General features: G+C 71.3%; 11 protein-coding genes. 6 read left to right on the top strand and 5 right to left on the bottom strand.

Annotation, left to right across the window (positions count from 1 at the left end; all coding sequences use genetic code 11):
* The first annotated feature begins 110 nt into the window (after nt 1–110).
* Together BM085_RS26295 and BM085_RS26290 are read left to right on the top strand one after the other, a co-directional pair.
* Entirely contained in the window at nt 111–2423 is a 2313-nt protein-coding gene (locus BM085_RS26295) for a DUF5682 family protein (RefSeq protein ID WP_093889593.1), read from the top strand.
* Nucleotides 2423–3580, top strand: coding sequence for a VWA domain-containing protein (locus tag BM085_RS26290; RefSeq protein WP_093889592.1), 1158 nt, complete (start codon nt 2423–2425; stop codon nt 3578–3580). Before BM085_RS26295 ends, BM085_RS26290 begins: the two co-directional genes overlap by 1 nt.
* A gap of 337 nt (nt 3581–3917) precedes the next feature.
* On the opposite strand, the gene BM085_RS26285 is transcribed toward BM085_RS26290, so the two are convergent.
* Nucleotides 3918–5372 carry an MFS transporter gene (locus tag BM085_RS26285; protein WP_093889591.1) on the bottom strand — a complete coding sequence of 485 codons (1455 nt, stop codon included), beginning with the start codon at nt 5370–5372 and terminating at the stop codon, nt 3918–3920.
* A 155-nt stretch (nt 5373–5527) separates the two neighbouring features.
* Here BM085_RS26285 and BM085_RS26280 point away from each other — a divergent pair, with 155 nt between their 5' ends.
* From BM085_RS26280 to BM085_RS26270, 3 genes are all read left to right on the top strand, one after another.
* Nucleotides 5528–6265, top strand: coding sequence for a TetR/AcrR family transcriptional regulator (locus tag BM085_RS26280; protein ID WP_093889590.1), 738 nt, complete (start codon nt 5528–5530; stop codon nt 6263–6265).
* Nucleotides 6266–6313: 48 nt separating this feature from the next.
* Complete coding sequence (locus tag BM085_RS26275; RefSeq protein WP_177245275.1) at nt 6314–7666, top strand: MFS transporter; 1353 nt, start codon at nt 6314–6316, stop codon at nt 7664–7666.
* Between the two features lie 232 nt (nt 7667–7898).
* Nucleotides 7899–8903: an enolase C-terminal domain-like protein gene (locus tag BM085_RS26270; RefSeq protein WP_093889589.1), complete on the top strand. Its 1005-nt coding sequence runs from the start codon at nt 7899–7901 to the stop codon at nt 8901–8903.
* A gap of 3 nt (nt 8904–8906) precedes the next feature.
* Here the strand turns inward: BM085_RS26270 and BM085_RS47490 are convergent, their stop codons facing one another.
* From BM085_RS47490 to BM085_RS26250, 4 genes are all read right to left on the bottom strand, one after another.
* Nucleotides 8907–9281 (bottom strand): phospholipase D-like domain-containing protein, encoded by a 375-nt coding sequence (locus tag BM085_RS47490; protein ID WP_093889588.1) that lies wholly within the window; start codon nt 9279–9281, stop codon nt 8907–8909.
* 66 nt (nt 9282–9347) lie between these two features.
* Nucleotides 9348–9914, bottom strand: coding sequence for a PIN domain-containing protein (locus tag BM085_RS26260; RefSeq protein ID WP_093889655.1), 567 nt, complete (start codon nt 9912–9914; stop codon nt 9348–9350).
* Between the two features lie 2 nt (nt 9915–9916).
* Nucleotides 9917–10375 (bottom strand): helix-turn-helix domain-containing protein, encoded by a 459-nt coding sequence (locus BM085_RS26255; RefSeq protein ID WP_093889587.1) that lies wholly within the window; start codon nt 10373–10375, stop codon nt 9917–9919.
* Between the two features lie 211 nt (nt 10376–10586).
* Nucleotides 10587–10883, bottom strand: a complete 297-nt coding sequence (locus BM085_RS26250) for a hypothetical protein (RefSeq protein WP_093889586.1) — start codon at nt 10881–10883, stop codon at nt 10587–10589.
* Nucleotides 10884–11092: 209 nt separating this feature from the next.
* Here BM085_RS26250 and BM085_RS26245 point away from each other — a divergent pair, with 209 nt between their 5' ends.
* Nucleotides 11093–11401, top strand: coding sequence for a hypothetical protein (locus tag BM085_RS26245; protein WP_093889585.1), 309 nt, complete (start codon nt 11093–11095; stop codon nt 11399–11401).
* The last annotated feature ends 2 nt before the right edge of the window (nt 11402–11403 follow it).

The raw sequence follows: 11403 nt of genomic DNA, 5'->3' as shown, positions 1-11403 counted from the left end.
CGGGCCGCCGGAGCGGGGCCGTCCCGTCTCACAGCGACCACGCCACGTGACGCCCGTCGCGGCCCGTCCCCGGACGCGCGGACGGGTGGCCCGGTGGCCGGAGGCCGCCCATGAGCGTCTCCGTGCTGGGGGTCCGGCACCACGGACCGGGATCGGCGCGCTCCCTCAGAGACGAGCTGGAACGCCTCAAGCCGGACATCGTGCTCATCGAGGGCCCGCCCGAGGCCGACGGGCTGGTCGAGCTGGCCAAGGACCCCGGTCTCGAACCCCCGGTGGCGCTGCTGGCCCACGTGCCGGGGGAGCCGTCCAAGGCCGCCTTCTGGCCGTTCGCGGTCTTCTCGCCGGAGTGGCAGGCGATCCGCCACGCGGTGGAGGCGGGCATCCCGGTCCGGTTCTGCGACCTGCCCGCCGCCCACAGCCTCGCCGCCGAGCGGGAGGAGCCTGCCGGACAGGGCCCGGACCCCGGGACGCCGGCCGTACGGACCGATCCGATCGGGACGCTCGCCCGCGCCGCCGGATACGACGATCCGGAGCGCTGGTGGGAGGACGTGGTCGAGCACCGCGGGGACACACCGTTCCAGGTGATCGCCGAGGCGATGGCGGCGGTCCGTGAGGGGCATGTGGCCGACGCCTACGAGGCCCGGCGGGAGGCCTTCATGCGGCGCACCATCCGCAGGGCGGTCAAGGACGGGTTCGAGCGGATCGCCGTCGTCTGCGGCGCGTGGCACGTGCCCGCGCTGGCCGGGCCGTCGCGGGAGGGCGCGGCCTGGGGCGCCGGGCTGCCCACGGTGAAGGCCGACGACGCGTTGCTGCGCGGACTGCCCAAGGTCAAGGCCGAGATGACCTGGGTGCCGTGGACCTACGGGCGGCTGGCAGCCTGGAGCGGATACGGCGCAGGGGTGACGTCACCCGGCTGGTACCACCACCTGTTCGCCTCCGCCGACCGTCCGGTGGAGCGGTGGCTGACCGCCGCCGCGGGGGTGCTGCGCGAGGAGGACCTGCCGGTCTCCTCGGCGCACGTCATCGAGGCGGTACGGCTCACGCAGAGCCTGGCCGTGCTCCGGGGACGGCCGCTGGCGGGGCTGGCGGAGGTCACCGAGGCGGCCAGGGCCGTGCTGTGCGAGGGCGACGACCTGCCGGTGGAGCTGATCCAGCGGCGCATGGTCGTAGGGGAGCGGCTCGGCCACGTCCCCGACGCGACCCCGATGGTCCCCCTCCAGCGCCACCTCCGCGAGGAGCAGCGGCGGCTGAAGCTCAAACCCGAGGCCCTGGACCGCGAGCACGATCTCGACCTGCGCAAGCCCCTCGACCTGGAGCGCAGCAGGCTGCTGCACCGGCTGCGGCTGCTCGGCGTGGAGTGGGGCACGCCCCAGGAGAGCCGGAGCAAGGGCACCTTCCGCGAATCGTGGACGCTCGCCTGGCGTCCCGAGTTCGACATCGAGCTGATCGAGGCGAGCGCCTGGGGCACCACGGTCCCCGCGGCGGCCGGCGCCCGCGTCCGCGATCTCGCGGACGGAGGACGGCCGCCCGGCCCGGCCGCGCCGCAGGGGGCCGCCGGACCGGGGCCCGGGGGCGCACCCGCCGGGGTCTCGCTGGCCGGCCTCACCGGGCTGGTGGAGCGGTGCCTGCTCGCGGACCTGCCGGACGCGCTGCCGTACGTGCTCGACGCGCTGTCGGCGCGGGCCGCACTCGACAGCGACGTCACGCACCTGATGGCGGCGCTGCCCGCGATGGTCCGCGCGCAGCGCTACGGCGACGTGCGCGGCACCCCCGCCACCGGCCTGGCCGCCATCGTCGACGCCCTGCTCACCAGGGTCTGCGTCGGGCTGGGCGGAGCGGTCACCGGGCTGGACGACGACGCCGCCCGCGACCTGCTGCGCCACATCGACGGGGTGCACGCCGCGGTGGCCCTGCTCGACGCGGCCTCCGGCACGGAAGCGCCCCAGGCCCGCTGGCTGGCCACGCTGCGCGGCGCGTCGGGCCGCTCCGACCTGCACGGGCTGATCGAGGGCCGGCTCACCAGGATCCTGCTGGACGCCGGTGACCTCGACGCCGATCAGGTGGGCCCGCGGATGTCGCGGGCCATGTCGGCCGGGCACCCGCCCGCTCGGGCGGCGGCCTGGATCGAGGGATTCCTGTCGGGCGGCGGCCTGCTGCTCGTCCACGACGCCCGGCTGCTCGCCCTGATCGACGGATGGCTCACCGGGCTCGCCCCGGAGACGTTCGTGGACGTGCTGCCCCTGCTCCGCCGGACGTTCGGCGCCTTCGCCGCACCGGAGCGGCGCTCGATCGGCTCGCGGGTCCGCTCGCTCACGACCGGGGCGGTCCCGGGCGGGGAGGACGTCGCGGAGCTCGACGAGGAGCGGGCGGCGGCGGCCGTGCGGACCGTGCTGATGATCCTGGGGAAGACGGAGGCCGAGTGATGGACGACAGACTGCGCCGCTGGCGGCTGGTGCTCGGCGGCGACGCCGACGGCACGGGATGCGCCCTCGGCGGGACCGACGCCCAGATGGACGGAGCCCTGGCCGCGCTCTACAACGGCGGTGGCGGCGAGGGCGCGGGCGAACGGAGCGGCGGCCTGGGCGCCTCCGCGCCCAGGGTGGCGCGCTGGCTGGGCGACATCCGGTCCTACTTCCCCTCGACCGTCGTCCAGGTCATGCAGAAGGACGCCGTCGAGCGGCTGAACCTGACCCGGCTGCTGCTGGAGCCGGAGATGCTGGAGGCGGTCGAGCCCGACGTCCACATGGTCGGCACGCTGCTGTCGCTCAACCGGGTGATGCCGGAGAAGGCCCGCGAGTCGGCCCGCGCGCTGGTCCGCAAGGTCGTCTCCGAGCTGGAGCGGCGGCTGGTGCAGAAGACGAAGGCGGCCGTCACCGGCGCGCTCGACCGGTCGGCGCGCACCCACCGGCCCAAGCGGGTCGCCGACATCGACTGGGACCGCACGATCCGGGCCAACCTGAAGAACTACCTGCCCGAGCGGAACACCGTGGTGCCGTCGAGGCTGGTCGGGTACGGCCGGCGGCAGCGGGCCGTCCAGCGCGAGGTCGTGCTCTGCATCGACCAGAGCGGGTCGATGGCCGCCTCGGTCGTCTATTCGAGCGTCTTCGGGGCGGTGCTCGCCTCGATGCGCTCGCTCAGGACGTCGCTGGTGGTCTTCGACACCGCGGTCGTCGACCTCACCGACCAGCTCCACGACCCGGTGGAGCTGCTGTTCGGCACCCAGCTCGGCGGCGGCACCGACATCAACCGGGCCATCGCCTACAGCCAGGGCCTCATCACCCGGCCCACCGACTCGATCTTCATCCTGATCAGCGACCTCTACGAGGGCGGAGTCCGGCAGGAGATGCTCCGCAGGGTCGCCCAGATGACCGCGGCCGGAGTCCAGGTCATCGTGCTGCTCGCGCTGTCGGACGAGGGAGCTCCCTTCTACGACCGCGACAACGCCGCCGCCCTGGCGGCCCTGGGAGTGCCCGCCTTCGCCTGCACCCCCGACGCCTTCCCCGCCCTGATGGCCGCGGCGATCGAACGCCGCGACATCGGCCAGTGGGCCGAGAAGGAGCTGGAGCGCTCGGCCACATGATCCCGCTCTGACGAGGATGGCACGGAGGCCCGTCCTTGTCAGAGCGCCATGGCCGCAGGCCATCCCCGCCGGGTCGCGCGTCGGCGCGCCCGGCCCCGCTGGCACACCGGACGGGACTGTGCCCTCACGCCCGTCATCCCCACGCACACGACCGGCCGGTGTACGCGACCGGCGGCCGGCCCTTTCCTCCATGCCGTACGGGCCGGTGAACCCGTGCTGACGGGCGGTTCGTCAGGTGCGGAACGGGCCGGTCACGCAGTAGGTGATCCCGCCGGAGGAGGAACCGGAGGTGCCGCGCTCGGAGGAGAAGTGGAGACGGTCGCCGACGGGATTGCGTTCAGTGGGCGGCCTCCTCCTCGGGCCGGGCGCGGAGCGGGAGCAGGAAGGCGGTCAGGAAGGTGACGGCGAGCAGGCCGACCTCGATCCAGATGGTCAGCCGCATCGTGTCCTCGAAGCTCCAGCCCTGCTTGAGCAGGCCGAAGAAGACCGTGCCGACGGCGGCCACCCCCAGCGCGCCGCCGAGCTGCTGGACGGCGGTCAGGGTGCCGGAGGCCGAGCCGGACTCGTGGGGCTCCACCCCGGCCAGCACGATGTCGAAGAAGGGGGCCATGACCATGCTCATCCCGACGCCGGTGACGGCCAGGGCGGGGGCGAGCTGCCACGGGGTGACGCCCATGCCGGCGAGGCCGAGGGTGACGCCGACCCCGGCGACGCCCGCCGCCATGACGACCGTGCCCAGGTGGATCAGCTTGCGGCCCACCTTCCGGGCCAGTCCCGAGGCGTTGACGACGATGAACCCGGCCAGGGCGCCGACGGCGTTCGGCAGACCGGCGAGACCCGCCTTCAGCGGGTCGTAACCCAGGGCGATCTGGGTGTAGAGGCCGAACACCAGCGAGAAGCCGATCATCCCGGAGAAGAAGGCGAGGCCGGTGACCAGGCCCCCGCTGAAGGCGCGCTTGCGGAACAGGCTCATCACGACCAGCGGGGCGCCGCCCGCGTGCTCCTTGCGGGACTGGTGGCGGCCGAAGAAGATGAAGATCACGATCGAGGCGGCCATCGAGGCGAAGGTCCAGGCGGGCCAGCCGAGGTCGCGGCCCTGGACCAGCGGGAAGATCAGCAGGAACGAGGCGGCCGAGACCAGTCCCACCCCGGTCAGGTCCAGCCGTGCGGCGTGCGGGGGTTTCGACTCCGGCAGGTAGCGGATCGCGCCGAGGAGGGCGATCAGGCCGATCGGCAGGTTGATCAGGAAGATCATGCGCCAGCCGGCGCCGAAGAGGTCGGCGTCGATCAGCCAGCCCGCGAGGACCGGTCCGGCCACCGTGGACAGGGCCATGATCGGGCCGAACGCGCCGAACGCGGCGGCCAGCTCCCCGGGCGGGAACATCTCCTTGATCATGCCGAGCCCCTGCGGCACCATCACCGCGCCGAACAGGCCCTGCAGCACCCGCGAGCCGATCAGCGTCTCGGGGGAGGCGGCCAGCCCGCACAGCAGCGAGCACAGAGTGAACCCGAGCGCGCCGACGGCGAACATGCGCCTGCGGCCGTAGAGGTCGCCGAGGCGGCCGCCGGTGACGAGGCCGACGGCCATCGCCAGGGTGTATCCGGCGCTGAGCCATTGGATCATGCTCGACGGGCCGCCCAGGTCGGCCTGGATGGACGGCGCCGCGATGGTGGTGATCATCGCGTCGAGCAGGTCCATCGCCTCGGCGGCGAGGATCACGCACAGGGCGATCCATCGCCACCGGTACGGCCCGGCGGTGGCGGGTGGTCCGGTGTCGATCGCATGGGTCATCGGGGGCTCCGATCCAAGGGAGGGGAGACGTTCGGCGAACGCCGTTCGTTATCTACGAACATCGTTTTAATGGCGAACACTGTTCGCGTCAAGTACACCGTTCGAAGCTAGTACGGTGTTCGTGAAAGAGGTCCGGGGCGGTATAGGATCGGCCGATGACCGACATCCCGGCTCCGCCGTGGCGCAAGACCCGCAGGGCGAGCGCTCCCCGAGCCGTCCTGAGCAGGGATCTCATCGTCGCCGCCGGCCTGCGGATCCTCGACGCCGAAGGGCTTGACGCGGTGAGCATGCGCCGGGTCGCCCAGGAGCTCGGCACCGGCCCCGCCTCCCTCTACGCCCACGTGGAGAACAAGGAGGAGCTGCTCGACCTGATCTACGACGAGGTCATGGGTGAGATCCAGGTGCCCGAGCCCGAGCCGGAGCGCTGGCTGGAGCAGCTCAGGGAGATGATCATGGAGGCGTCGCGGGTGTTCCGGGCCCATGCCGACATCGCCAAGGTCGGGCTGGCCACCATCCCGACCGGGCCCAACGCGCTGCGGATAGCCGACGCCCAGCTGGCCGTCATGCTCGCCGGCGGGGTGCCGCCCAAGGTCGCGGCCCTGATGATCGACCGCCTCGGCCTCTACGTCTGCTCCGACGCCTACGAGGGCTCCCTCTACCTCAACAGGCAGCGCGCCGGCGGCAGCGACCTGGAGAGCTTCCTGGGGGAGTTCTTCGGGCAGATCGAGGAGTTCTACCGCAGCCTGCCCGCCGACCGCTTCCCCCACCTCGTCGCCCAGATCGACAACCTGATGGAGGCCGGCGGCGCCGAGCGGTTCGAGTTCGGCCTGGACCTGCTCCTGCGCGGCCTGGCCTCCCATGTCGAGGCGGCGGGTCCTACGACCAAGGGCTGACCTCCCGGGCCGATGCCCGGCACGGGGCGGCGGCCGTAGTGTCCGATCATGACTGCTACGACGATTTCAACCCCGGTTGAGGGGATATTTGCCCAGCGTTACCGCGCGCTGACGGTGGGCATGGTCGCGTTGATCGTCCTGGTGGCCTTCGAGGCGCTCGCGGTGGCGACCGCCATGCCGGTCGTGGGGCGCGAGCTCGACGGGCTCGCGCTGTACGCCCTGGCCTTCAGCGGTGCGCTGGCCGCCGGAATGATCGCCACCGTGCTGGGCGGGCGCTGGGCCGACATCCGGGGGCCGGTCGGCCCGCTCTGGACGGGTGTCGGCGCCTTTGTCGCGGGACTGCTGATCGCGGGCCTGGCGCCCACCATGGACGTGTTCATCATGGGCCGGTTCGTGCAGGGCTTCGGCGGCGGGATCTTCCAGGTCTCGATGTACGTGCTGGTCTCACGGGTCTACCCGCCGGCCATGCACCCCAAGGTCTTCTCCGTCTTCGCCGGAGCCTGGGTGGTGCCGTCCATGGTCGGACCGGCGATCACCGGTGTCGTGACGGAGCAGCTCGGCTGGCGCTGGGTCTTCCTGGGCGTGCCGCTGCTCGTCGCCCCCGCGGCACTGCTGCTGTGGCGCGGCCTGTCCTCCGCGCCGATGGACGACCACTCCGAGGTGAGCGAGCGCAGCCCCATCCTGCGGCGGCTGGGCTGGGCGGTGCTGGCGGCCGTGGGCGCCGCGCTCATGCAGTACGGCGGGGCGGCACGTGGCGCCGGACTGGTCCTGCTGGTCGTCGGCCTGCTCCTTCTCGTTCTCACGCTGCCCCGGCTGCTGCCGCCCGGCACGCTGCGCGCCGCACGCGGCCTGCCCTCGGTGATCACCCTGCGCGGGATCGCCGCCGGCACCGTCTTCGGCGGCGAGGTCTTCCTGCCGCGCATCCTCACCGAGGAGCGCGGCCTGTCGCTCACCCAGGCCGGAATGGTGCTCACCGGCGGCGCGCTCGCTTGGTCGCTCGGCTCGTGGGTCGTCGGGCGCAGGCGCTACGACCGGGTCGTGGTCCTGCGGATCGGCTCCGCCCTGATCGCCGCGGGTCTCGTGCTGATGGCCCTGACCGTCTTCGCCGCCGTCCCCGTGGCACTGGCCTTCATCGGCGAGGCCGTGCTCGGATTCGGCATCGGGATCGTCTACCCGACGCTGTCGGTGCTCGTCCTGGAGCTGTCGCGCCCCGGCGAGGAGGGCGAGAACAGCGCCTCGATGGGGATCGGGGAGTCGGTCTTCACCGTGGTCACGGTCGCCGTCGTCGGCGCGATCGTCGCCGCCTTCGGCGCCGCCGCCCTCGTCTACCTGGTGTGCTTCGCGCTGACCGCGCTGCTGGCGAGCATGGGTGTGCTGGTCGCGGGCCGGTTCAGGACCTGACCCCGTGACAGTGGGGCCGTTCGGGACCTGACTCCCGTGACGCTGGACCGGTTCGGGACCTGACTACCGTGGCGCTGGGCCGGTTCGGGGCCTGGCCCTCGTGAGGCTGGGGCCGTTCGGGACCTGACTCCCGTGACACTATGGGAAGAACGCCGCCCCTCTCCGTGTTGAGGGGTGAGTCCCGCCCTCGGGCGGGATTCGCGTTTTCCCGAGCAGAGATCGAGGGGGGTCCATGCCACGCGTGCGTGAGCTTGAGGTGTTCCGCCTGGTCCTGCCGTACGGCAGGCGGCCGGAGAGCATCCTCGTCCGGCTCACCGACTACGGGGGCATGGCCGGGTGGGGAGAGGTCGTCGACCCCGACCCGAAGACCTGGGCGTTCCTGGAGGAGGGGCTTGGCCGGGCGCTGATCGGCGTCGACTGGGAGCACCCCGACGAGCTGGGAGCCGTCCCCGGCGGCCCCGCCGCCGACATGGCCTGCTGGGATCTGTGGGCCAGGATGCGCGGCGTGCCGCTCTCCCACGCGCTGGGCGGCAGCCGTACCTCGCTGATGGCCACCGTCAGGATCGGCGCCGAGCGCAACCTGGAGAGCCTGGTCGCGCGGGTGAACCGCCACGTCTGCGGCGGATACGCCCACATCACCCTGGACGTCCACCCCGGCTGGGACATCGAGCCGCTGCGCGCCGTCCGCCAGGCCTACCCGGCGCTGGGCATCGGCGTGGACGCCCGCGGCGCCTACACCGACATCGGCGCCCTCGAGGCGCTGGACGCCTACACGCTCTCGTCCATCGAGCGCCCGTTCGCCAACCTCACCGACCATGCCGAGCTGCAGGAACGCGTCGCCGCCCCGGTCCTGCTGGAGGTCTCCTCGCTGGCCGAGCTCGACGAGGCGATCCTCGTCAACGCGGGCCGGGCGCTGCTGCTGCGCCCCGCCGCCCTGGGCTCCCTGCGCGAGGTACGGCGGGCACACGACCACGCCGTGGCGGCGGGCTGGGAGATCGCCTGCGCCGGAGGCCAGGGCACCGGCCTGGCCCGGGCGGCCACGGTCGCCGCGGCCAGCCTGCCCGGCTGCGACCTGCCCTGTGACGTGGCCGAGCCCCCGCGCAGCGCGCAGATCGTCACCCCGCCGGTCGGCGCCACCGGCGGCGTCGTGGCCGTCCCGCTCACCCAGCCGGGCCTGGGGCACACCGTCGACGTGGACCGCGTCCGCCGGCTCGCCAAGGAGTCCTACGCCACCTGAGCCTCACCCGGTGGGACGCAGCGGACCGTCCTGGGGTCGCATGAGCGCGCGGAAATGCCTGACGAGCCTGCGCACCACGTCGGGATCACGGAGAACCACGCCGACTTCGAGGTTGTTGGCGAGCGCCCGATCGGTGAGGTTCGCGCTGCCGAGCAGTGCGACATCCTCGCCTGCGGCGACAAGCTTCGCGTGCAGCGCGGAAACCGAGCCGCCGGCCCTGGCCTGTCCGTCCAGGCCCAGAACGTGGCCAGCGGGCGGAGCGCTTCGAACGGCGCGATCGCGGTGGACCCACCGCGCAGCGCGCCGCCGTCCTCGGCGGTGCCCTCCAGGGCCAGATCGACCTCTCTTCCTCGCCCCCGAAGGGGCCGTGGAGATCAAGGAATCTCACCGGGCGGCACGGCACGGCCCCGCCACCGTCGGCGGGGGTTCACGTCGGAGAGGACATCACATGTTGTACCGGCCGTTCCTCAGCGCGGCGACCGATTCCACGAGTCCGGCGTTCTCCAAAGCGTGGAGCACGTCCTCGATCGTCTCCGGTGGATTCACTCGGGAGTCCACGATCTGCTGGACGCAGGCCCACACGATCCGATCATCCATGTCGATCTGGCCGAGTACGAAGTCGTCCGGTGACCTGGCCTCCAGGTTCCAGACGGTCAGCTCCTCCGCCGGGAAATCCTTGAGGTTGGATGTGACGATGACCTGCGCACCTGCCTTGATCGCGGCTGCAAGCACATGCCGGTCATCTGGATCGGGAAGCTTCAGCCCTTCCATCAGCGGCTCGTATCCCTCGACCAGACAATCTCGCACAGCGGCGTTCATGAGATCGCGCAATCGTGACAGCTTGTCCGCCGGGATATCGGGACGGTTGGACGCGAGGTTTTTGATCGCCTCGTCCAGGATTTTGTTCGTCCATCTGGCCTGCACCAGGCCTGCCTGGGCGATGCGGATGAGCAGGTCTCGGAGCGTGTTGCCGTAGAGGGCGTTAGCGTCGTAGACCACAACGAAGGCCACGGTCAAAGCCCCAGCTCTTGGCCGAGCGCGGCGAGATCGTCAGCGGTGGTCCGCCGCTTCAGATCATCGCGCCGCTTGTACTCCATGAGATCTTCAGCAGTGACGCGACGGTGCTTTCCCACCATCCGGTAGGGGATCGTTCCCGACTCCAGCAATCCGATCAGGTAGGGGCGGGATACGTTCAGCATGTCCGCCGCCTGCTGGGTGGTCAGTTCGGCGTGGGAAGGAATGACCGAGACGCCGCGCCCTTCCGCAGCCTGGGTCAGGATGTAGGCGAGCAGGCTCACAGCCTCGCGCGGGAGAATCAGAGCATCTTCGTCGCCGAGTTCCCCGGCGACCGGGATGGCCTCCTTGCCGGGGCACCGCATGAGGTAGTCCTTGATCCGCCTGACGGCACGTGCCGCGACCTGGGCGTCTATTGCTCCTGGCTCGATCGAGCGCTTGACTTGGATGCCGGTCATGTCTGCCTCCCTCTCGTCACTCCTCATCGCATTATGTGAAGCAAACGAAATAAACGCAACAGATGTGGTCGGGGCGCTGTACGATCTTGCCGCAGAACTCACCCCGTTCGGCTTCCACCCGGCCCGTCCGCTCTCACTGCTGCGGCGATGGGAACGCGGTACCGGCGGTGTCGCAGGTGTCGACATGGATGATCGGGGCAGCGGCGGATGGCTAACGGTCCGGCCGCTGTAGCCGCTGGATCTGGAGGCGTAGCTCCCGTTCACGGTTCGCGCGCTGCTGCTCGCGGCGGAGCTCCCCTTCTTCGGCGGCCTCCGCGTCCCAGCGCGCCCGGGTCTCCTTGATCTGGTACTGGGTGATGCGGGACACCCAGATGATGACGACCGCGACGGCCAGGGGCGTGCTCACATGGCCGGTGAAGACCAGCGCGAAAATGGCGATGAAACACACCCATGACGCGGTTTTCGCAGCGATTTCTATCGCGTCGATGTGCTCTTCGAACAGCGACATCCGTTACTCCGATGCTGTTGGGTGGAGCAGTCGTTTCGGCGTGGGATGAAATGACCGAAATATCAGACCAGTTCGCTCTCGTGGTTATGGCTTCAACGACAGAAGCGCTACGCCGGCGGCGTCCTGGCCTTGTCGACATAGACGATCTATACCTACTGTGGTATTAATTTTTTCTTTCATCACGGGGTCCTGGAGAGGACGGGGGCGGCGTGGCCGAGCCGATGGTGCCCAATCCCCGGCACGCGGAGCTGCAGCGCCTCCTGGCGGAGGCCGAGGACAGGGCTCACGAGGTACGGCAGGCCTACCAGCGCGCCTCCTCGGCGATGCGGTCGGGCAGGGTCTGGACGGGGCCGACGGCAGACAAATGGACCACCGAGCTGGAAGACCGGCACCAGCGGCTGGGGCGGCTCGCGCAGCGCGTGGTCGACGCGATCGCGGAGGAGTTGCGCCGCACTCCTCCGCTGGTGACCGAAGCCCAGGCGAACGCCGCGCGCCGGGAGATGGCCGGGCGCACATGACC

Source organism: Streptosporangium canum (assembly GCF_900113865.1).
Classification (GTDB): Bacteria; Actinomycetota; Actinomycetes; order Streptosporangiales; family Streptosporangiaceae; genus Streptosporangium; species Streptosporangium canum.
The sequence above is the reverse complement of the archived record's forward strand: the minus strand, read 5'-3'. Positions and strand labels throughout refer to the sequence as shown.

Bases quoted from the DNA above. Each gene is read 5' to 3' on its own strand.
- BM085_RS26295 (WP_093889593.1), top strand. From the start codon at position 111: ATGAGCGTCTCCGTGCTGGGGGTCCGGCACCACGGACCGGGATCGGCG.
- BM085_RS26290 (WP_093889592.1), top strand. From the start codon at position 2,423: ATGGACGACAGACTGCGCCGCTGGCGGCTGGTGCTCGGCGGCGACGCC.
- BM085_RS26285 (WP_093889591.1), bottom strand. From the start codon at position 5,372: ATGACCCATGCGATCGACACCGGACCACCCGCCACCGCCGGGCCGTAC.
- BM085_RS26280 (WP_093889590.1), top strand. From the start codon at position 5,528: ATGACCGACATCCCGGCTCCGCCGTGGCGCAAGACCCGCAGGGCGAGC.
- BM085_RS26275 (WP_177245275.1), top strand. From the start codon at position 6,314: ATGACTGCTACGACGATTTCAACCCCGGTTGAGGGGATATTTGCCCAG.
- BM085_RS26270 (WP_093889589.1), top strand. From the start codon at position 7,899: ATGCCACGCGTGCGTGAGCTTGAGGTGTTCCGCCTGGTCCTGCCGTAC.
- BM085_RS26255 (WP_093889587.1), bottom strand. From the start codon at position 10,375: ATGACCGGCATCCAAGTCAAGCGCTCGATCGAGCCAGGAGCAATAGAC.
- BM085_RS26250 (WP_093889586.1), bottom strand. From the start codon at position 10,883: ATGTCGCTGTTCGAAGAGCACATCGACGCGATAGAAATCGCTGCGAAA.